The 20830-nt window shown below is 59.2% G+C and carries 20 protein-coding genes and 3 pseudogenes; 15 read left to right on the forward strand and 8 right to left on the reverse strand.

Annotated features, from left to right (window positions below; all coding sequences use genetic code 11):
• Nucleotides 1-8 precede the first annotated feature (8 nt).
• The 3 genes from pgaB to pgaD are packed head-to-tail and all read left to right on the forward strand — an operon-like array spanning nt 9 to nt 3794.
• The gene (gene pgaB / locus SP68_RS23755) at nt 9-2024 is read left to right on the forward strand and encodes a poly-beta-1,6-N-acetyl-D-glucosamine N-deacetylase PgaB (protein WP_012969134.1); all 2016 of its coding nucleotides are present in this window, start codon (nt 9-11) and stop codon (nt 2022-2024) included.
• Nucleotides 2017-3345, forward strand: a complete 1329-nt coding sequence (pgaC, locus tag SP68_RS23760; protein WP_008807230.1) for a poly-beta-1,6-N-acetyl-D-glucosamine synthase — start codon at nt 2017-2019, stop codon at nt 3343-3345. The genes pgaB and pgaC overlap by 8 nt, the downstream gene beginning before the upstream one ends.
• On the forward strand, nt 3345-3794 hold the full coding sequence (pgaD, locus tag SP68_RS23765) for a poly-beta-1,6-N-acetyl-D-glucosamine biosynthesis protein PgaD (protein ID WP_012543140.1): 450 nt from the start codon (nt 3345-3347) through the stop codon (nt 3792-3794). Before pgaC ends, pgaD begins: the two co-directional genes overlap by 1 nt.
• A gap of 46 nt (nt 3795-3840) precedes the next feature.
• Here pgaD and SP68_RS23770 read toward each other — a convergent pair whose 3' ends face one another.
• A complete protein-coding gene (locus SP68_RS23770; RefSeq protein WP_008807232.1) occupies nt 3841-4626 on the reverse strand; it encodes a DsbA family protein in 786 nt (261 codons plus the stop codon).
• Nucleotides 4627-4850: 224 nt separating this feature from the next.
• Between SP68_RS23770 and SP68_RS23775 the strand changes: the two genes are divergently transcribed.
• Nucleotides 4851-5534, forward strand: coding sequence for a TerC family protein (locus tag SP68_RS23775; RefSeq protein WP_040976024.1), 684 nt, complete (start codon nt 4851-4853; stop codon nt 5532-5534).
• Here SP68_RS23775 and SP68_RS28680 read toward each other — a convergent pair.
• Nucleotides 5497-5604, reverse strand: a pseudogene (locus SP68_RS28680) (hypothetical protein); the annotation flags it as partial. The gene SP68_RS23775 and the pseudogene SP68_RS28680 overlap by 38 nt on opposite strands.
• 75 nt (nt 5605-5679) lie before the next feature.
• On the opposite strand from SP68_RS28680, the gene cbpA reads away from it, so the two are divergent.
• Entirely contained in the window at nt 5680-6597 is a 918-nt protein-coding gene (cbpA, locus tag SP68_RS23780) for a curved DNA-binding protein (protein ID WP_008807234.1), read from the forward strand.
• On the forward strand, nt 6597-6902 hold the full coding sequence (cbpM, locus tag SP68_RS23785; RefSeq protein ID WP_012543142.1) for a chaperone modulator CbpM: 306 nt from the start codon (nt 6597-6599) through the stop codon (nt 6900-6902). Before cbpA ends, cbpM begins: the two co-directional genes overlap by 1 nt.
• A gap of 509 nt (nt 6903-7411) precedes the next feature.
• Here cbpM and SP68_RS23790 read toward each other — a convergent pair.
• From SP68_RS23790 to melA, 5 genes and pseudogenes are all read right to left on the reverse strand, one after another.
• Nucleotides 7412-7783 (reverse strand): plasmid partitioning/stability family protein, encoded by a 372-nt coding sequence (locus tag SP68_RS23790; RefSeq protein ID WP_016160127.1) that lies wholly within the window; start codon nt 7781-7783, stop codon nt 7412-7414.
• Nucleotides 7784-7792: 9 nt separating this feature from the next.
• On the reverse strand, nt 7793-8749 hold the full coding sequence (parM, locus tag SP68_RS23795) for a plasmid segregation protein ParM domain-containing protein (protein WP_004146678.1): 957 nt from the start codon (nt 8747-8749) through the stop codon (nt 7793-7795).
• A gap of 138 nt (nt 8750-8887) precedes the next feature.
• Nucleotides 8888-9019 (reverse strand): annotated as a pseudogene (locus SP68_RS29155) (hypothetical protein).
• A gap of 5 nt (nt 9020-9024) precedes the next feature.
• The gene (gene melB, locus SP68_RS23800; RefSeq protein WP_040971117.1) at nt 9025-10440 is read right to left on the reverse strand and encodes a melibiose:sodium transporter MelB; all 1416 of its coding nucleotides are present in this window, start codon (nt 10438-10440) and stop codon (nt 9025-9027) included.
• A gap of 92 nt (nt 10441-10532) precedes the next feature.
• Nucleotides 10533-11885 carry an alpha-glucosidase/alpha-galactosidase gene (gene melA / locus SP68_RS23805; RefSeq protein WP_040971116.1) on the reverse strand — a complete coding sequence of 451 codons (1353 nt, stop codon included), beginning with the start codon at nt 11883-11885 and terminating at the stop codon, nt 10533-10535.
• A 239-nt stretch (nt 11886-12124) separates the two neighbouring features.
• Here melA and melR point away from each other — a divergent pair.
• Nucleotides 12125-13056, forward strand: a pseudogene (melR, locus tag SP68_RS23810) (transcriptional regulator MelR).
• Nucleotides 13057-13105: 49 nt separating this feature from the next.
• Here melR and proP read toward each other — a convergent pair.
• A complete protein-coding gene (gene proP, locus SP68_RS23815; protein WP_008807240.1) occupies nt 13106-14608 on the reverse strand; it encodes a glycine betaine/L-proline transporter ProP in 1503 nt (500 codons plus the stop codon).
• A gap of 544 nt (nt 14609-15152) precedes the next feature.
• Between proP and SP68_RS23820 the strand changes: the two genes are divergently transcribed.
• The 8 genes from SP68_RS23820 to phnK all read left to right on the forward strand — a co-directional run bounded on the left by SP68_RS23820 (nt 15153) and on the right by phnK (nt 20727).
• Nucleotides 15153-15488 carry a zinc ribbon domain-containing protein YjdM gene (locus SP68_RS23820; protein WP_008807241.1) on the forward strand — a complete coding sequence of 112 codons (336 nt, stop codon included), beginning with the start codon at nt 15153-15155 and terminating at the stop codon, nt 15486-15488.
• Between the two features lie 228 nt (nt 15489-15716).
• A complete protein-coding gene (gene yjdN / locus SP68_RS23825) occupies nt 15717-16151 on the forward strand; it encodes a VOC family metalloprotein YjdN (RefSeq protein ID WP_002885221.1) in 435 nt (144 codons plus the stop codon).
• 155 nt (nt 16152-16306) lie between these two features.
• Nucleotides 16307-17032 (forward strand): phosphonate metabolism transcriptional regulator PhnF, encoded by a 726-nt coding sequence (gene phnF / locus SP68_RS23830; protein ID WP_032701139.1) that lies wholly within the window; start codon nt 16307-16309, stop codon nt 17030-17032.
• Nucleotides 17033-17485, forward strand: coding sequence for a phosphonate C-P lyase system protein PhnG (phnG, locus tag SP68_RS23835; protein WP_008807243.1), 453 nt, complete (start codon nt 17033-17035; stop codon nt 17483-17485).
• Entirely contained in the window at nt 17482-18066 is a 585-nt protein-coding gene (gene phnH / locus SP68_RS23840; RefSeq protein WP_008807244.1) for a phosphonate C-P lyase system protein PhnH, read from the forward strand. Before phnG ends, phnH begins: the two co-directional genes overlap by 4 nt.
• Nucleotides 18067-19131, forward strand: a complete 1065-nt coding sequence (locus tag SP68_RS23845; RefSeq protein WP_008807245.1) for a carbon-phosphorus lyase complex subunit — start codon at nt 18067-18069, stop codon at nt 19129-19131. It abuts the gene before it with no gap.
• A complete protein-coding gene (locus SP68_RS23850) occupies nt 19124-19972 on the forward strand; it encodes an alpha-D-ribose 1-methylphosphonate 5-phosphate C-P-lyase PhnJ (RefSeq protein ID WP_002885202.1) in 849 nt (282 codons plus the stop codon). The genes SP68_RS23845 and SP68_RS23850 overlap by 8 nt, the downstream gene beginning before the upstream one ends.
• Nucleotides 19969-20727 carry a phosphonate C-P lyase system protein PhnK gene (gene phnK / locus SP68_RS23855; protein ID WP_012543148.1) on the forward strand — a complete coding sequence of 253 codons (759 nt, stop codon included), beginning with the start codon at nt 19969-19971 and terminating at the stop codon, nt 20725-20727. Before SP68_RS23850 ends, phnK begins: the two co-directional genes overlap by 4 nt.
• Nucleotides 20728-20830: the final 103 nt, after the last annotated feature.

The raw sequence follows: 20830 nt of genomic DNA on the forward strand, positions 1-20830 counted from the left end.
GGATGACCATGCTGAACACGACCCTGCGCAACGGCCTGATGCTTCTCGTCTGGCTGTGCCTTATCTTCAGCGTGCGTGCTGAGGAAGTCCCCTTCCTCGCCCCGCAGCAGCGCCCCCAACCGGAGGCCAATCAACCCTGGCCGGCGGATCGCTTTCTGGTGCTGGCCTACCATGACGTCGAAGACGATGCCGCCGACCAGCGTTATCTTTCAGTGCGCACCAGTGCGCTCAACGAACAGATCGCCTGGCTGCTGCATCACGGCTACCATGCGGTGAGCGTCCAGGACATTCTCGATGCACACCATGGCGTTAAGCCGCTGCCGGCCAAGGCTTTTCTTCTCAGCTTCGACGATGGCTATAGCAGCTTTTACACCCGCGTCTGGCCGCTACTTAAAGCCTGGAATGTTCCGGCGCTGTGGGCGCCGGTGGGCAGCTGGGTGGACACTCCCGCTGGCCAGCCCGTTAATTTTGGCGGCCTGATGACGCCGCGCGAGCGCTTCGCTACCTGGGAGATGGTGCGCGAGCTCAGCCGCTCGCCGCTGGTGGAGATCGGCGCGCACACCTGGGCCTCGCACTACGGTCTGCCGGCCAATCCGCAGGGCAGCCGCGAGCCCGCCGCCGCCAACCGCGGCTGGGATAAAACCACCGGCCGCTATGAAAGCGACGCGCAGTTTACCCGGCGCATGGCCGATGACGTGCAGAAAGTGACGGCGAAAATCCACGAGGTCGCCGGGAAAGCGCCGCGCGCCTGGGTGTGGCCCTATGGCGCCGCCAGCGGCAGCACCCTGGCTATCGCCAAACAGCAGGGGTATCAGCTGGCGTTTACGCTGAACGACGGCCTGGGCAATGTGAAAGATCTGGACAATATTCCGCGCATGCTGATCGCCGGTAACCCGTCGATCAAGGCCTTTGCCAACGCCGTAACCCAGATTCAGGAAGCCGATCCTGTTCGGGTGATGCATGTGGATCTGGACTATGTCTATGACCCCAATCCCGTCCAGCAGGCGAAAAATATCGATAAGCTGGTGCAGCGCGTCTATGACATGAAAATCAGCCATGTCTTTCTGCAGGCCTTTTCCGACCCGCAAGGCGACGGCACGGTCAAGTCGCTCTATTTCCCCAACCGCTGGCTGCCGATGCGCGCCGACCTGTTTAACTTCGTCTCCTGGCAGTTGCAGACCCGCGGCGGGGTGAAGGTCTATGCCTGGATGCCGGTGCTGGCCTTCGATCTCTCGTCCGATCTGCCGCGCGTTCAGCGCTGGGATCCGCAAACCGGGAAGGCGTTACTTGCCCGCCAGCCGTACGTTCGCCTGTCGCCCTGGGATCCCCGGGTTCGCCAGCAGATCACCGACATCTACGAAGATCTGGCCCGGCACGCCAGCTTCAGCGGGATTCTGTTTCACGATGACGCCGTGCTGACCGATTTTGAAGACGTGAGCCCGGAGGCGGTCGCCGCCTGGCGGCAGACGGGTCTGGGGCACGATGCCGGCCCGGTGCCCCAACGTCCGCAAGAGCGCCAGGCATGGATGCGTTTCAAAAGCCAAACCCTGACCCGCTTCACTCTGGATCTACGCCAGGCGGTGCAGGCCATCCGCGGCCCGCAGGTGAAAACGGCGCGTAATCTCTTCGCCCTGCCGATCCTGGAGCCGCAGAGCGAAGCCTGGTTCGCGCAGAATCTGGATGACTTCCTTGCCGCCTATGACTGGACGGTACCCATGGCGATGCCGCTGATGGAGTCCGTACCGATTGACGCCAGCCAGGCCTGGCTGACGCGGCTGGTCCAGGCCGTCGCCAGCCACCCGGGCGCGCTGAAGAAAACCATCTTTGAACTGCAGGCCCGAGACTGGAACCGACGCCAGCAAAACGCCATTCCCGACCAGCAGCTGGCGGACTGGATGCGTTTGCTGCGGCTGAACGGCGTCAAAAACTACGGCTACTACCCTGACGATTTTATTAACAACCAGCCTGATATCTCCCGTATCAGGCCGCAATTTTCTTCCTGGTGGTACCCTGACCATGACTGATCGCATTATCGCATTGTGCATTTTATGCCTCGTATTCGGGCTGCCGTTAGGCGTCGCAGCGGTATTTACCGGCGAGCTTATCCTCGACTTTGTCTTCTTCTGGCCGCTGTTTATGTCAGTGCTGTGGATCACCGGGGGCCTTTATTTCTGGTTTCAGCTGGAACGCCACTGGCCGTGGGGGGAGGATACCCCGCCGCCGACGCTGCCGGGCAATCCGCTGATTTCGATCCTGATCCCTTGTTTTAACGAGGAGAAAAACGCTCGGGAAACCATCAGCGCGGCGCTGGCCCAGCGTTACGCCAATCTCGAAGTGATCGCCATTAACGACGGCTCTTCGGACAACACCGCCCAGGTGCTCCAGCAGCTGGCGCAGGAGGAGCCGAGGCTGCGGGTGATCCACCTTGCCGCCAATCAGGGAAAAGCGGTAGCGCTCAAAGCAGGCGCCGCCGCCGCCCGCGGCGATCTGCTGGTCTGCATCGATGGCGACGCCCTGCTGGACCGGGATACCGCGGCCTGGCTGGTCGCGCCGTTGATCCACTATCCGCACGTCGGGGCGGTCACCGGCAATCCGCGGATCCGCACCCGATCCACGCTGATCGGCCGCATTCAGGTGGGTGAGTTCTCGTCGATCATTGGGCTTATCAAGCGGACGCAGCGGATCTATGGCCGGGTCTTTACCGTCTCCGGTGTGATTGCCGCCTTCCGGCGCCAGGCGCTGGCGGACGTCGGCTACTGGAGCCCGGATATGATCACCGAAGATATTGATATCAGCTGGAAGCTTCAGCTCCGCCACTGGGACATCTTTTTCGAGCCGCGGGCGCTGTGCTGGATCCTGATGCCGGAGACCCTCAAAGGGTTATGGAAGCAGCGTCTGCGCTGGGCGCAGGGCGGCGCGGAGGTTTTTCTGGTCAACCTCCGTCGCCTGTTTCACTGGGAGCATCATCGGATGTGGCCGCTGTTTCTGGAGTATGCCTGCTCCACGCTGTGGGCCTTTGCCTACGCGGTTACCATTCTGCTGTTTATCCTCAGCCGCCTGATGCCGCTGCCTGACAATCTGGCGGTGCACAGCCTGTTTCCGCCGGAGTTCACCGGCATGCTGCTTGGCGTGATGTGCCTGCTGCAGTTCGTCGCCAGTCTGTATATCGAGCGACGCTACGAGAAAAAGGTCGCCAAATCACTGTTCTGGGTGATCTGGTTCCCGATGGTCTACTGGATGATCGGCCTGCTGACCACGCTGGTCGCTTTTCCGAAAGTGATGGTGAAACGTCAACGTTCCCGCGCGCGCTGGGTGAGTCCGGACCGGGGAAAAGGAAGCCTGTGATGAATGAAAATACGCTCATCTTAACCGAACACCGTGTGCTGCCCCGGCTGGTCGACGCCGGTTTAACGCTGCTGGCCTGGCTCGGTTTTCTGTTCTTTCTGTACGCCAATTTGCTGATGCAGTTCATCGCGCCGCCCTCTCCGCGCTGGGAGTCGCTGATGGCTTCACTGAATACGGCGCTGGTGTATCTGCTGATTGCCGCACTGAACGGCTGGCTGTTGATCCTCTGGTATCATTACAACCGGCGCCGCGCTCGCACCCGGCATCATACCGCGGTGCTCACCCTGCGACATGATGAGCTGGCGAGCAGCTTTAACGTTGCGCCGCAGATTATCTCGGAGATGAGCCGCTATAATTTGCTCACCGTTTACCACGATCAAATCGGGCAGATTATTGATTTAAAAAGCCACGCGTTACCGCCGCCGCAGGAAGAGAGCGATCGCGCATGAGAGCAAGGCCGCCGTCGGCGGCCTGTATGGGTTACGACGCCGTGGATCAGCCGCCGGCTTTTTTGATGGCGGCTTCCAGCGAGGCCTGATCCGCCAGCCCCGGGAAGACGGTGATGCTGGCTTCCGTGGCGCCGGTGGTCGGCATCACGATCACGCCCGGCGTGCCGCTCAGACCAATCTCCTGCGCCAGATCGTTAATGCTCTGCAGCACCGGTTCGACGTCGGTGGCCTTCTTCGCATCAAAGCCGGCTTTCTTCGCCTGCTGCTGGATATCCGCCGTCGTCAGCTTACCTTCGTTATGGCCGGTAGCGTAAATCCCGTTATGGTAGGCCAGATAGGCATCCGCCCCTTTCTGCTGATAGATCTGCAGGCCGGTTTTTGCCGCCTCCAGCGAGCTTTCCCAGCGGCCGCCGAAAATCGGCCACTCTTTAAAGGCGAAACGGGTCTGCGGGTGCGCTTTAATCACCTGCTCCATCACCGGCGCCAGACGGCTGCAGTACACGCACTGGTAGTCGAAGAATTCGATCACCGTGACTTTGCCGTTGGCCGGGCCGTAGGTCGGGGTATTTTTATCCTGGGTCAATACAGCCGCGTTTTTCAGCACTGCCTGAGTGGCCGCGCTGGCCTGCTGTTCAGCCTGTATTTGCTGCAATTTCTGGCTCGCCTGCAGGAGGACTTCCGGGTGGGCGACCAGGTAGTCGGCGGCGATTTTGCCGATTTTCGCCTCCTGTTCCGGGGTGAAAGTCGCCGGCGCGTCAGCGGCAGAGGCCATCGCCGGCAGTAAGACAGCGCTCAGCAGGGCGACAGAGAGGTATTTCTTGTGGCCAGACATAGTGGGGATCCTTGCGATAAGTGAACGGCAGGTGAGTCTGGGTGACAAAATATCACCCTTTTTCGCCGAAGCCTTGCCCAACGGCGCGTTGATTCGTAACTTTATTTTTCAGGCACGCTTTTCCCGCGCGACGGCGTGGGTCTGCGTCAGTGGTCAATGCGCCCCAGGCGGAGTACCCTGCGCAGCGGTTTTTCTTGCTCTTTTTTCAGGTGGTTTCTCTCGAAATGAATGCGTTACTCCAACAATGGGACATGGCGGTGATTATGCTGCAGATTGTCGCCATCGATTTACTGCTGGGCGGCGATAACGCCGTGGTGATAGCCATGGCTTGCCGCAAACTGCCGCCACAAAAGCGCACCAAAGCGATCATCATCGGTACCGTGGGGGCGATCCTGGCGCGCGTGCTGCTGCTGGCGCTCGCCCTGTATCTCCTGTCGCTGCCGTGGCTGAAAATAGTCGGCGCGTTGCTCCTGCTGTGGATTGGTATGAAGCTGGTGAGTAATGAGGAAGAAGAGAGCGTGGTCGGCAGCTCCGCGAGCCTGTGGCGCACCGCGATCACCATCACCGTCGCCGATGTGATCATGTCGCTGGATAATGTGTTGGCGGTCGCTGCGGCGGGGAAAGGGCACATTGCGCTGGTCGCCCTCGGCGTGGCGATCAGCATTCCGATTATCGTCGCGGGCAGTAAACTGGTCCTGGTCCTGCTCACCCGCTTTCCCGCCGTGGTGCTGTTGGGCGGAATGCTCATCGGCTGGATTGCCGGCTCAATGCTGGTCAGCGATCCCACCATTCAGCAACTGTTTCCCGCCGCCGGGGACGGCACCGCGCGCGTGGCTGGCGCCGTCGGCGCGCTGCTGGTGCTGTTTGAAGGATGGCGCCGCCGCCCACGGCCGCAGGCGAAAGAGTAGCCTCGCCCACGACGCCGCCGACCCCGACGGCGTCAAGTTTCCGCCACTTTTCTTCCCCTTCAGGGCGCATTTGCCCTACGCTTTATACTGACGCCTGTTCCAGGGAATATGTAACCACCGCACTGAGCATAGATGAGATAAAATCATGGAATTGAAGGATTATTATGCCATTCTCGGGGTGCAACCAACCGACGATCTGAAAACTATCAAGACCGCCTACCGCCGCCTGGCGCGCAAATATCACCCCGACGTCAGTAAAGAAAGCGATGCCGAAGCCAAATTCAAGGATCTCGCCGAAGCCTGGGAAGTCCTGAAAGATGAGCAGCGGCGCGCCGAATACGATCAGCTCTGGCAGCATCGCAACGATCCCGGCTTCGGTCGCCAGCAGCAGACACACGAGCAGAGCTACAGCCAGCAAGATTTCGACGACATCTTCTCCTCCATGTTTGGCCAGCAGGCGCATCAGCGTCGCCGTCAGCATGCCGCACGCGGCCACGATCTGGAGATCGAAGTGGCGGTGTTCCTTGAAGAGACGCTGGCCGAGCAGACCCGCACCATCAGCTATAACCTGCCGGTGTACAACGTGTTTGGCATGATCGAAAGTGAAACGCCGAAAACGCTGAATGTGAAGATCCCCGCCGGGGTAGTCGATGGTCAGCGTATCCGTCTGAAAGGCCAGGGAACGCCGGGCGAAAACGGCGGCCCGAACGGCGATCTGTGGCTGGTTATCCACATCGCTCCGCATCCGCTATTCGATATTGTCGGCCATAACCTGGAGATCGTCCTGCCGCTGGCGCCATGGGAGGCCGCGCTGGGCGCGAAAGTCACGGTGCCCACCCTGAAAGAGAGCATTCTGCTGACGGTGCCGCCGGGCAGTCAGGCAGGGCAGCGACTGCGTATCAAGGGCAAAGGGCTGGTGAGCAAAACCCACACTGGCGATTTGTTCGCCGTCATCAAAATTGTCATGCCGCCAAAACCAGATGAAAAAGCGCGTGAGCTCTGGCAACAATTGGCCGCCGCCGAAGCCAGCTTCGATCCGCGTAAGACATGGGGGAAAGCCTGATGGCTACAGTAACAGTGACGTTTACCATTACCGAATTGTGCCTGCGTACCGGGGTATCGGAAGAGGAGCTGACGGAGATCGTCGGCTTGGGGATGATTGAACCGCACCAGCCGCAGGCGGAAACCTGGCTATTCGACGACAGCGCGGTGACGATTGTCCATCGCGCGGTGCGCCTGCGTAACGAGCTGGAGCTGGACTGGCCGGGGATCGCGGTGGCGCTGACCCTGCTGGATGAAAACGCGCGGCTGACTCGCGAAAATCGCCTGCTGCAGCAGCGCCTGGCCCGCTTCCTCGCCCACGGATAGGGCGACATCCCGGGTGGCAGCGTTCCGCCTTCGTGCCGGATGGCGGCTACGCCTTATCCGGCCTACAAACTAAGCACAGCGCAAGCCGGGGAATTTCCCGGGTCGCGGCGTTCCGCCTTACCCGGGCTACCGGACAGTGCAAACAGTAGCCCGGCTAAGCGCAGCCGAAAGCCGGGGAGTTCCCCGGGTCGCGGCGTTCCGCCTTACCCGGGCTACCGGACGGTGCAAACAGTAGCCCGGCTAAGCACAGCGCAAGCCGGGGAATTTCCCGGGTCGCGGCGTTCCGCCTTACCCGGGCTACCGGACTAGCGCCGCCGGGCATGGCCACAGCCAGGGAGCCGCCTGTATGCCGGGTGGCGGCTACGCCTTATCCGGCCTACAAACTAAGCGGAATTTCCCGGGTCGCGGCGTTCCGCCTTACCCGGGCTACCGGGCAGTGCAAACAGTAGCCCGGCTAAGCGCAGCGCAAGCCGGGGAGTTTCCCGAATAGCGCAAACCGGGAATAGCGCTTAATCCGGTAACGAACCGGCGAGATTACGCGCGGAGACGCTCTCGCTGACCGGCGCGGGTGGCTCCGGCGCCTTAGCTGGAGCCGCCGCTGGCGCGGATGCCGGGGCGGAAGAGGCCGGCTGGATCTCAAGGAACGAAGCCAGCATCTTACGCAGCGTTTCCGGTTTAGTATCTTCCGCCAGCAGCGCCGCCAGCATCGACGGCAGGCGGCTATCGACTTCCCCTAACGCCAGCCCCGCCAGCAGCGCCGTACGCGACATATCGCCGCGGTCGCCACGGTGGTGGGCCTCAATTTTTGCGTCCGCGAAGCGCTCGCTGGCGCTGATATCCGGGCGCAGGTAAATCAGCACTTTTCTGCGATCCAGAGTCATAGACGCTCCTTAACCAATAATTTTCAGACCACGCACCAGGGCAAACTGCGGCTCTTCAGCCACCACGAAACGGTCCTCGCGCAGCCCCATACGTTCACGAATCGCATCGGCCACCAGCGGCGCGCCGCCACCAATCACGATGGCGTGCGAATAGCCTTTAAAGCTATCAATCGCCGTCAGGACGCGGGTGGTCAGACGTTCGATGCTGTTATTGATCACCTTCTTCACCTCAGAAACCGCATCCGGATCGTTGATGTTGTCGGTCAGGTATTCTTCGTCGTGGCGGTTGATGATTATCTGGTCAACGTTATAGCTGGAAGTGTCGGTATTCGCCCGGGCCAGCGCCAGCTTAACGGCATCGGTCACCAGCGACACGCCCAGCTTCGGATCGCCGTAAATGCGCGAAACCGAGGTCATCTGCCCGGCGACCATTGAAATATCCAGCGTGGTGCCGCCGAGGTCGATAATCAGCACCGAATGCGACGGTTTCAGTTCATCGCACAGGCTGATCCCCGCAGGAATGGATTCCGGACGCACGGTAACTTTCGTGATATTGAACACCACGCCTTTGTTCAGTTTAACGTCGCGCAGCAGGCTCTTTTTCTTGCGCTCAATATTGTCGAGGCGATATTGCGCATCTTCGTCGTAAAATTCGGTCAGCGGCAGGGTGACCACAATCTCGACATCCTGCGGCTCAAGACCGCTGGTCAGCAGCGCGTGATGGACAGCGATGGAGTTCAACGGGCTATATTGCCAGTCAATGTTATTGGTGGGGAGCGCATCGGGAGTGATCAGGTCGAATGAGTACTTTTCATCATCCACGGTGTAGTTAAAAGGCTTCCCGGAACCGAAGGTGGCAGACCAGCCGCGTTTGAAACTGTTGGGGCTGATATGGGTGAAAGTTTCGCCATCTTGCTCCCACAGCATTTTGATATTGGTTGAACCATCATCGATAAAAATGCGCATCGCATTGCTCCATCACTGAGACAAATAAGAGAAAAATGTAAGACCCAAAAAGAGTAGCAAGAGTTAAAAAGCCGCGCAAGAGCACGAAAAAGAGACAATTCCGAGTTTTATTTGAGAACAAATGGAGAAACGAACAGTTCAATGCGCCCTGAAAGAGAAATAAATGAGACAAAATAGAGAAATACAGTTTCTCTCTTTCTGTCTGTTTCAGACACTGTTCTTGTACAAAAAGAGAGCATCCCTCCCCTCTTTCCTCAGCGGTTTTCGCACGCTTTTTACACCTGGTTGGGTACCACAATCGGCCGTTCCGGCTCGACGACATTTTCCGGTACCCGGCGATATTTATCCAGCAGGTGAATCTGAATACGGCGCAACATATCGCCATTCAGTTTGTAATAACGGAAATAGAGAAACAGCGTCAGGGCGAAAAAGAGCGTCGGCAGCGCAATCATAATCGCCTGCATCCCCAGCAGCGTGTGAGATGACTGCACAACATTCGGCACGTAGCCGATGATACCGAGCACGATGGCAATAAACCAGGCCGCAAACGCCGAGCCCGCTTTCACCACCAGCGTCTGTACCGAGTAGGCGATGCTTTCGCAGCGGATATTCATCGTATATTCGCCATAGTCGACGGTATCGGCCACCATAATAACCTGCAGCACCCAGAACAGCGCGGTGCCGATATTCAACAGCACCCCGGCCAGCGAAATCAGCGCGATGTTGTAAACGCCGCTCAGCGCCATCAGCAACAGCACGCCGCAGCCCAGCACCGGCATGATCGATGCTCCTGCCCACAGAATGCGCCGCGACAGCCCTTTCACCAGTCGTGGGAACAGGATCAGCGTCAGCAAATTCGCCGCCCCCGCGTAGGACATGTAATACGGGAACATCTCCGCGCTGCCAATCACGTAGGTAAAGTAGTAAATGGCAAAGCCGGCGATAATATTCGCCGCCTTGTTATAGGCCAGCGCCATGCCTAACAGGCAGGCCAGCTGATCGTTTTTATAGATAAGCGCCACCATCTGGCGCAGTGAGAGATGGCTGGAATCTTCGCTCAAACCACTGTCGGAGGAGTAAACCTCATGGACGTTACGCAGGGTGACCAGGGTGGAAACGACGAAGAAGGCGATCAGCACCAGGGTAAACATCTGGAAACCAAAACCGCGGTCGGCGCCGCCCACGGCGCTGACGAACGGCAGCGTGACGCCGGCCGTAACGAATCCCGCCAGACTGGCGAAAAAACGCGGATAAGGTACCAGCTGTTCGCGTTCACGTTTATCGAGGGTAATGGTCGGCACCAGCGACCAGAACGGCACATCCATGATGGTATAGGTGAAGCCCCACAGCAGATAGGTCAGCCACACCCACGCCAGTAGGGCCCCGCCGCTGAAGTGATGGGCGCTGAACAGCATATACAGCACCACCGAGTTGGTTATCGTGCCGATCAGGATCCACGGTTTAAACTTCCCCCATCGCGATCGCGTACAGTTGACGATCCATCCCATGATCGGATCGGCTATCGCATCGAGGATCCTTGCCACCAGGAACAAGGTGCCAACCACCCCAACCGACAGGCCAACAATATCGGTGTAGTAATACATCAGATACATGTAGACGATACCGATAGCGAAATCTTTACCAAAGGCACCAAATCCGTAGCTGAGCTTTGTTGTCATTGAAATACTCATAGGGTCCAGGTCGCTGTCGCCAGCGCCTCCTTCAGCGTTTGATAGAGCGTGACAGGCACCGCCGGGGTCGTTGTCCCGGCGGCATGAGAAGATTAACGGTGCAGCCAGGCCGGCAGCCAGTCGCCATGGCTGGCGATCAGATCGTCCACCAGCGCGTAGATCTCTTCGATCCCCAGCACCGCGGCGGTGTGCGGATCCATCATCGTGGCGTAATAGACGTAATCCCGGTCTTCATTGAGGATCGCCTGCGTCAGCAGCGTTTGTACGTTGATGTTTGTCTGCATCAGCGCCGCCAGATGCGCCGGCAGCGCGCCCACTTTGGTCGGCTGAATACCGTTGGCGTCCACCAGGCAAGCCACTTCCACGCAGCAACCCTGCGGCAGGTTGTCGATGAGACTATCGTTGCGCACATTGCCGTACACCACGCTTGGCTCGCCGGTCCAGATGGCGTTCATGATGGTGCTGGCATACTCGCGGGATGGTTTCACCTCTATGCGCTCGCCGCGCTGATAGCTCTCCAGCTCCTGATGCCAGTTGGCCAGCTGCTCGACGCAGCGTTTAGGGTATTCATCCAGCGGCACTTTATAGTGAGCGATAAGGTCATCGCGGCCCGGCTTGATAAACCATGGCGTATATTCCGCGAAATGCTCCGACGATTCGGTGACAAAGTAGCCCAGCTTTTTGAACATTTCGTAGCGGACGATGTTTTCGCAACGCGGGTTGCCGTGCAGGTTAGGCTTCGGCGCCCGGCCCTCGGCGTAGGCCTGCAGCAGGTCGGGATAGAGACTGCCGTAGCTGCCATCCGCGAGCTTTTTCTCCAGCGACAGATAGAACGCCATATGGTTGATTCCCGCGCAGCGGTAGCGTAAATCCGCCGGATCGAGATCGAGGTCGCGCGCCAGCTCTTCCGCCGTCCCCTGTACCGAATGGCAGAGGCCAACCTGCTTGATATGCGGGTAGCGGGCGTACATGGCCCAGGTATTCATCGCCATCGGGTTGACGTAGTTAAGCAGGGTGGCGTCCGGGCAGACCTCGGTCATATCGTCGCAGATAGCCCACAGGTGCGGGATGGTGCGCAGCGCGCGCATAATGCCTCCCGGCCCCAGCGTATCGGCAATGGTCTGCTCCAGGCCGTGGCGCTTGCAGACGGCAAAATCGGTGACCGTACAGGGCTCATAGCCGCCAATCTGGAAAGCGACCACAACGAAATCGGCGCCCTGCAGGGCGGTTTTACGATCGCGATGGCAGCTGATTTCGCCGTTCGCGCCCACCGAATCCATCAGCTTGCGCACCACGATATGCGACTCTTCCAGCCGGGTTTCATCGATATCCATCAGCGCGATATGCGCCGATTTCAGCGCCGGGCGCTGGAAAACATCACCGAGAATATTTTTGACGAACACCGTCGAACCGGCGCCGATAAAAGTAATTTTTGGGGCGGTCATCACGCACTCTCCATCAGGTCATTGAACACTTGCAGAGTGGCACGTCGTTCAGCGTTACGCTGCCCTGTTCCCGCCGGAGCATTCCCGTAAACTCAGATCGGCCATTAAGCGCCACAAAATCTGAGTTTTTGGCAATAGATCGACTTAAAAGTAGAGAAAACGGGCCGGTTATTCCGCTAAGCTGTAGTCAGTTCTGGCGAAAAATGCAGCCACTCTGACAATCCAGGAATAGGTTAATCATGGAACACCGCTTTACTTCCCTGCCCCCCGATCCCTTTATGTGCAGCAGCGACGAAAAGCAGAGCCGCAGCCCGCTGGCGCTCTACTCCGAGTATCAGCGTATGGATATCGAACTGCGCCCGCCGCACGCCATGCCCACCAGCCACTGGCACGGCCAGGTGGAGGTCAACGTGCCGTTCGACGGCGATGTAGAGTATTTGATTAATAACGAAGTGGTGCGCATTGAGAAAGGCTATATCACCCTCTTCTGGGCCTGTACGCCGCATCAGTTGACCCGCCCCGGCGATTGCCAGCAGATGGCGATATTCAACCTGCCGATGCATCTGTTTCTGTCGTGGCCGTTGGACCGGGAGCTTATCAACCACGTCACCCATGGAATGGTAATTAAGTCCCTCGCCGCGCAGCAGTTAAGCGCCTTTGAAGTGCGCCGCTGGCAGCAGGAGCTGAACCACGACAATGAACAGATTCGCCAGCTGGCGATCGATGAAATCGCCCTGATGCTCAAGCGGCTGAGCCTCTCCGGCTGGCAGCCGATTCTGGTCAACAAAACCTCGCGCACCCACAAGAACAGCGCCACGCGCAGTTTTATGTCAGCCAGATGCTGGAGTTTATCGCCGCCCACTACGACCAGGCGCTGACCGTCAATGCCGTTGCCGAGCACGTGAAGCTCAACCCGAACTACGCGATGGGGGTCTTTCAGCGGGTGATGCAGCAGACCATGAAGCAGTATATTACCGCCATGCGTATCAATCATGTGCGGGCGCTGCTGAGCGATACCGACAAGACCATCCTGGATATTGCCCTTACCGCCGGGTTCCGCTCCAGCAGCCGCTTCTACAGCACCTTTACCCGCTACGTGGGCATGCCGCCGCAGCAGTACCGTAAACTTAGCCAGCAGCGACGTCACGGGCTGGCCTTGCCGGAGGCATAAAAAATGCCGCCGGGGTCTCCCCAGGCGGCATGATTAACAGTGAAAACGGTTAGTCGTTGATACGCGGATGCTGCTGCACCAGACGCGACCGTTTTGCCTGCAGATCGGCGATCTCCTGATCGATATCTTCGATTTTTTGTTCGATGTTATCGTAGTGCTCGCCAAGGATTTCTTTCGCTTCCTGGATATCCGACGCCGCCGGGGTCGCCCCTTTCAGCGGGCGGTTAGCCGTCTCTTTCATCGACAGACCCGTCGCCATCCCCACCACCGCGATGACCATCAGGTAGTACGCCGGCATCATCAGGTTCTGAGTGGTTTCCACCAGCCACGCCGCCAGGGTTGGCGTCAGACCAGCAACCAGCACCGAGATGTTAAAGGCGCTGGCCAGGGCGCTGAAGCGGATGTGCGTCGGGAACATCGCCGGCAACGAGGAGGCCATCACCCCGATAAAGCAGTTCAGCACGACCGCCAGCAGCAGCAGACCAGCGAAAATCAGGCCAATCACGTTGCTGTTAATCATAATGAAGGCCGGGATCGCCAGGGCAAACAGCGCCACGCTACCAATCAGGATGAACGGACGACGGCCAAAGCGGTCGCTGAGCATACCGATAACCGGCTGCACAAATAGCATCCCGACCATGATGGCGATGATGATCAGCACCCCATGATCTTCCGAGTAGTGCAGGTTATGCGACAGGTAGCTCGGCATATAGGTCAGCAGCATGTAATAGGTCACGTTGGTGGAAATCACCAGACCAATACAGGTCAGCAGGCTACGCCAGTGCTTGGTGGCAATCTCTTTAAAAGAGACCTTCGGCCCGTCCTGCAGTCCTTCACGGTCGCCCTGCTCCATGGTGTCCACATGCTGCTGGAACGCCGGGGTCTCTTCCAGCGCATGGCGCAGATAGAGACCGATGATGCCTAACGGCAGCGCCAGGAAGAACGGGATACGCCAACCCCAGTCGAGAAAGTTCTGTTCCCCCACCACGCTGGAGATGAGAACCACCACGCCGGCCCCCATCACAAACCCGGCGATGGAGCCAAAGTCCAGCCAGCTGCCCATAAAGCCGCGTTTACGGTCAGGAGAATATTCCGCGACGAAGATCGATGCCCCGGTATATTCACCGCCGACCGAGAAGCCTTGCGCCATTTTACACAGCAGCAGCAGGATCGGCGCCCAGATGCCTATCGTGGCATACGACGGAATCAGGCCGATACAGAAAGTACTTATCGACATGATCACGATGGTTATTGCGAGGATTTTCTGCCGACCATATTTATCGCCCAGCATCCCGAAAAACAGGCCGCCTAACGGACGAATTAAAAATGGAACGGAGAAGGTACCCAGTGCGGCAATCATCTGCACGCTTGGGTTGGCATCGGGGAAGAAGACTTTACCTAAGGCGTAGGCCACAAAGCCATAGACGCCGAAATCGAACCACTCCATCGCGTTACCCAGGGAGGCCGCGGTGATCGCCTTTTTCAGTTTACCATCATCGATGATGGTCACATCCTTAAGGGTGATGGGCTTTATTTTTTTCCTTTTAAGCATATTTTTCCTCTGCTACTCCGCCTTGAGTACACGCATCATCGCCGAATGACAAGGCCATTCGTATCGTGCGTCAGGAGCGGTGAATTGCTGTGCTCCTCATTTCAAGCGTAGCAGGTTTGCCTGCACTGTCTGCTGACAGAATGTACAACCGAACCTGTTGACGCCTGCTCTGGCTACTGGTGAATAAATAGAGCGGCCGATCGTGATACCCGATGAAATTGACCTGCTCCCCTTTTTTACCCTAACAGCGTTTATATCTGCGATCAACTTCACATAAATTTACCGCCCTATTACAGAGTGTCCGAAAATAAATAAGTTCATTTTACTGGCTGCTCGCAAAAATTATTTCCTCATTCCCCCTTATCCTCTGGCGGATAATTTTGGCGGTTATTCTGCTTTTACCCGAATAAGGTGGTGGGTAATTTTTACTAAAAAAACACCCGACAAAAGTGGGTGATTGCGCTATAATCAGCCACACTTTCGGCTATCAGCCGCTGTTTAGAGGACCAACGTCCTGTTTTCCGACGACATCATGAGGAACGTCATGCAACTGCCACACTGCCCAAAATGCGATTCGACTTACACTTATGAAGATAACGGCATGTACATCTGCCCGGAATGTGCCCATGAGTGGAACCCTGCCGAGGCGACAGAAGAGAGCGACGTTCTGATCGTTAAAGATGCCAATGGCAATTTACTGGCCGATGGCGATAGCGTTACCGTCGTGAAAGATCTGAAGGTAAAAGGCAGCTCTTCGATGCTGAAAATCGGCACCAAAGTGAAGAATATCCGTCTGGTCGAAGGCGATCACAATATTGACTGCAAAATTGACGGTTTTGGTCCGATGAAGCTCAAGTCGGAATTCGTCAAAAAGAACTGATTTATTTCCGGGAGGGCGGCGTCATTATTTTCCTGCACCACCGTCGCCGCTCCCGATATCATCGTGCCCCACCCGCTCCCTGTGCAACCTGTTATTTTCCGCCTCAGTCCCCGCTATTTTCACTGACCATTTCGCCGCTATGCCGCTACACATTTTCGCGCTGCCGTCTGGCTCAACAGCGTCCCCGGCGACTACGCTTTACGGGTTACGGTCACTGAGGTATTCACCATGTCCTTAAGTCCCTACCTTGCCTTTGCAGGCAACTGCGCCGAGGCAATCGCCTTCTATCAGCAGACGCTGGGCGCGGAGCTGATGTTTAAAATGACCTTTGGCGAAATGCCGCCCCCGGCGCAAGAAGCGTCAGACGGCTGCCCGTCTGGCCAGAAGATGGCAGATGATGCCATCGCCCACGCCAGCCTGCGCATCAATAATGGCGAGCTGATGCTGAGCGACAGCGCCTTCGGGCCCGATGTGCATTACGCCGGCTTCACCCTCGTCCTCGATCCCAGCGATGTCGCTGAAGGCCAGCGCTGGTTCGACGCGCTGGCCGTCGGCGGGCGCATTGAGATGGCCTGGCAGGAAACGTTCTGGGCCCACGGCTTCGGCAAAGTCGTCGACCGCTTTGGCGTCCCCTGGATGATCAACGTGGTCAAACAAGGCTGACCCCGCCAGGGCGGCCCGGCCGCCCTGTCATCCGTCTGGCACCAACTCTTCATCCTTTGGTCATCATCACTTAACCGAAATGCAACATAAACCGGTCAGGATCGGCCCACAACGCGAGGGACCTCCTCGCCTATGCTGTGTGAGGCTTGATGACTATGCACCTGTCCAGACATCCGACCAGTTATCCCACGCGCTATCAGGAAATCGCCGCCCGACTTGAGCAGGAGCTGCGCCACCACTATCGCTGCGGCGACTATCTGCCCGCCGAACAGCAGCTGGCGACGCGCTTCGACGTTAACCGCCATACCCTGCGCCGGGCTATCGACCAGCTGGTTGAACGCGGCTGGGTCCAGCGCCGTCAGGGCGTCGGCGTGCTGGTGCTGATGCGGCCGATCGATTACCCGCTTAATGCTCAGGCGCGGTTCAGCCAGAACCTGCTGGAACAGGGCAGCGATCCCACCAGCGAAAAGCTGCTGTCGGTGTTGCGCCCCGCCAGCGCGCATGTTGCCGAGGCCTTTGACATCAATGAGGGCGAGAACATCATCCACCTGCGCACCCTGCGCCGGGTCAATGGCGTCGCCCTGTGCCTGATCGACCACTACTTCGCCGACCTGCGCTTCTGGCCGGTATTGCAAACCTTCAGCCACGGATCGCTGCACGACCTGCTGCGCGATGAACTCGACGTCAAACTGACCCGGGCACGCACCAAAATCAGCGCCCGCCGCGCGCAGGCGAAAGAGAGCAAGCTGCTGGAGATCCCCAACATGGCGCCGCTGCTCTGCGTACGCACCCTCAACAGCCGCCAGGGCGAGCAGACCCCCATCGAATACTCCGTCAGCCTGACCCGCGCCGACATGATTGAATTTACCATGGAGCACTGAATGCACTTCGATACCGCCACCCGCCAGCGCTGGATGTCCGTGCTGGCCCACAGTGAACCGCAAGATCTTCTGGCGCGCATGCAGTCCCTGCAGCTGGCGCCGGCGTATGAATTGATTCGCACCCCGGAAACCGGGCTGGTACAGCTCCAGGCCCGCATGGGTGGCATCGGCGACCGTTTCTTTGCCGGCGACGCCACGCTCACCCGCGCGGCGGTACGTCTGGCCGACGGGACGCTCGGCTACAGCTGGATCTTAGGCCGCGACCGCCCGCATGCCGAACGCTGCGCGGCCATCGACGCCCTGCTGCAGTCGCCTCGCCATTTTCATACGTTAATGGAAACCCTGATAACCCCGCTGGAAGCGCTACGCAGCGCGCGCATTGAAGCCCGACGCGCCGAAGTCAACGCCAGCCGGGTCGACTTCTTTACCCTGGTTCGCGGAGATAACGCATGACCTTACAACCCGCTTTTACCCTGGCTGTGCAGGATGCCCAACACAGTTTTCGTCGCCTGCTGAAAGCGATGAGCGAGCCGGGGGTGATTGTCTCCCTGCAGCAGCTTCAGCACGGCTGGCAGCCATTGAACGTGGCCTCCACCAGCCTGCTGTTGACCCTTGCCGATCATGAAACGCCGGTCTGGCTCGCCAGCGCTCTGCATAACGATCTGGTGGGACAGAATCTGCGCTTTCATACCGGCGCGCCGCTGGTGGATCAGCCGCAGCAGGCGGTTTTTGCCGTCGCCAATGACGGCATCAGCGCCGAGCAGCTCAACGTCCTTTCCGCTGGCACCGTCACTGCTCCGGAAACCGGCGTCACGCTGATTGTTCAGCTCGCCAGCCTCAGCGGCGGACGCATGCTGCGCCTGACCGGGGCAGGCATTGCCGAAGAGCGAATGATTGCGCCGCAGCTGCCGGACTGCATCATCGACGAATTAACTGAACGCCCGCATCCGTTCCCGCTGGGCATCGACCTGATCCTCACCTGCGGCGAGCGCCTGCTGGCGATCCCGCGCACCACCCACGTGGAGGTTTGCTAAATGTATGTAGCCGTCAAGGGCGGCGAGAAGGCGATCCTCGCCGCTCACGCCTTACAGGAACAGAAACGGCGGGGCGATGGACGGCTTCCCGAACTGAGCGTTGATCAGATAGGCGACCAGCTCAACCTGGCGGTGGACCGGGTGATGACCGAGGGCGGCATCGCCGACCGCGAACTGGCGGCGCTGGCGCTCAAGCAGGCCAGCGGTGATAACGTCGAAGCGATCTTCCTGCTGCGCGCCTACCGCACCACCCTGCCGCGGCTGGCGGTCAGCGAACCGATTAACACTGCGGAGATGCGCCTCGAACGCCGCATCTCCGCAGTGTACAAAGACATTCCCGGCGGCCAGCTGCTGGGCCCCACCTACGACTACACCCATCGCCTGCTCGATTTTACCCTGCTGGCCAACGGCGAAGCGCCGTCTGTGCAGCAAGCCGATGGCGAAGCAGAGCCGACGCCGCACGTCTTTAGCCTGCTCACGCAGCAAGGGCTGGCGAAGGCCGAGGAAGATCGCGGCACGCCGCCCGACGATATCACCCGTACCCCGCCGGTCTACCCCTGCTCGCGTTCCTCGCGCCTGCAGCAACTGATGCGCGGCGATGAAGGTTACCTGCTGGCGCTGGCCTATTCGACCCAGCGCGGCTATGGCCGCAACCATCCGTTTGCCGGCGAGATCCGCAGCGGCTACGTGCAGGTGGAAATCGTGCCGGAAGAGCTGGGCTTTAGCGTCAATATTGGCGAGCTGCTGCTCACCGAATGCGAAATGGTCAACGGCTTCGTCGCCCCGCAGGATGAGCCGCCGCACTTCACCCGCGGCTACGGTCTGACCTTCGGCATGAGCGAGCGCAAAGCAATGGCCATGGCCCTCGTCGACCGCGCCCTGCAGGCGCCAGACTATGACGAAGAGATTGCTGGCCCGGCTCAGGATGAAGAGTTTGTGCTGGCCCATGCCGATAACGTCGAAGCGGCCGGCTTCGTCTCGCATCTGAAACTACCGCACTATGTCGATTTCCAGGCCGAACTGGCGCTGTTGAAACGCCTGCAACGGGAGAACGAACGTGGCTAACCCACTGACTGGCTATAACTTTGCTTATCTCGACGAGCAAACCAAGCGCATGATCCGCCGGGCGATCCTCAAAGCGGTGGCCATTCCCGGCTACCAGGTGCCGTTCGGCGGTCGCGAAATGCCAATGCCCTACGGCTGGGGCACCGGCGGCATCCAGCTGACCGCCAGCGTCATCGGCGAGAACGACGTGCTGAAGGTGATTGACCAGGGCGCGGATGACACCACCAACGCGGTGTCGATTCGTCAGTTCTTTAAGCGCGTCACCGGTGTCGCCACCACCGAGCGTACCGAAGACGCCACCCTGATCCAGACCCGCCACCGGATCCCGGAGACGCCGCTGGTGGAGGATCAGATCCTGATCTATCAAGTGCCGATCCCGGAGCCGCTGCGCTTTATCGAGCCGCGCGAAACCGAAACCCGCACCATGCACGCGCTGGAAGAGTACGGCGTCATGCAGGTGAAACTGTATGAAGATATCGCCCGCTTCGGCCATATCGCCACCACCTACGCCTACCCGGTGAAGGTCAATGGCCGCTACGTGATGGACCCTTCGCCGATCCCGAAATTCGATAACCCGAAAATGCACATGATGCCGGCGCTGCAGCTGTTCGGCGCCGGGCGCGAAAAGCGGATCTACGCGGTGCCGCCCTATACCCCGGTGGAAAGTCTCGATTTCGATGACCATCCATTTACCGTGCAGGAGTGGGATGAGCCCTGCGCCATCTGCGGCTCGCGCCACAGCTACCTCGACGAAGTGGTACTGGATGACAGCGGCCAGCGGATGTTTGTCTGCTCCGATACCGACTATTGCCGCCAGCAGAGCGAGGGGCAGAAAAAATGAGCCAGCCATTACTTGCTGTGAATAACCTGACCCATCTCTACGCCCCGGACAAAGGTTTTCGCGATGTCTCCTTCGAACTGTGGCCGGGAGAAGTTCTCGGCATCGTCGGGGAATCCGGCTCCGGTAAAACCACCCTGCTGAAGGCGATCTCTGCCCGCCTGACGCCGCAGCAGGGTGAGGTGCTGTACCAGCAGCGCTCGCTGTATGCCATGAGCGAAGCCGAACGCCGCCGCCTGCTACGTACCGAATGGGGCGTGGTGCATCAGCACCCGATGGACGGCCTGCGTCGCCAGGTCTCCGCCGGGGGCAACATCGGCGAACGGCTGATGGCCACCGGCGCCCGCCACTACGGCAACATTCGCGCCACCGCCGAAAAGTGGCTGCAGGAGGTGGAGATCCCGCCCTCACGCATCGACGACCTGCCCACTACCTTTTCCGGCGGCATGCAGCAGCGTCTGCAGATCGCCCGCAATCTGGTTACCCAGCCGAAGCTGGTGTTTATGGATGAACCCACCGGCGGGCTGGATGTGTCCGTGCAGGCGCGGCTGCTTGATCTGCTGCGCGGCCTGGCGGTGGAGCTGAATCTGGCGGTGGTGATTGTTACCCACGATCTCGGCGTCGCCCGTCTGCTGGCGAACCGTCTGCTGGTGATGAAGCAGGGCCAGGTAGTCGAGAGTGGCTTAACCGACCGGGTGCTCGACGATCCGCATCATCCTTACACCCAGCTACTGGTGTCGTCGGTGTTGCAGAATTGATGCTGTTTTGCCGGGTGGCGGCTGCGCCTTACCCGGCCTACAGGTGCGTTATTCGTAGGCCGGGTAAGCGAAGCGCCACCCGGCAACCCAACCCCGCGAGGGC

Origin of the sequence: Klebsiella variicola (assembly GCF_000828055.2) — a bacterium.
Classification (GTDB): Bacteria; Pseudomonadota; Gammaproteobacteria; order Enterobacterales; family Enterobacteriaceae; genus Klebsiella; species Klebsiella variicola.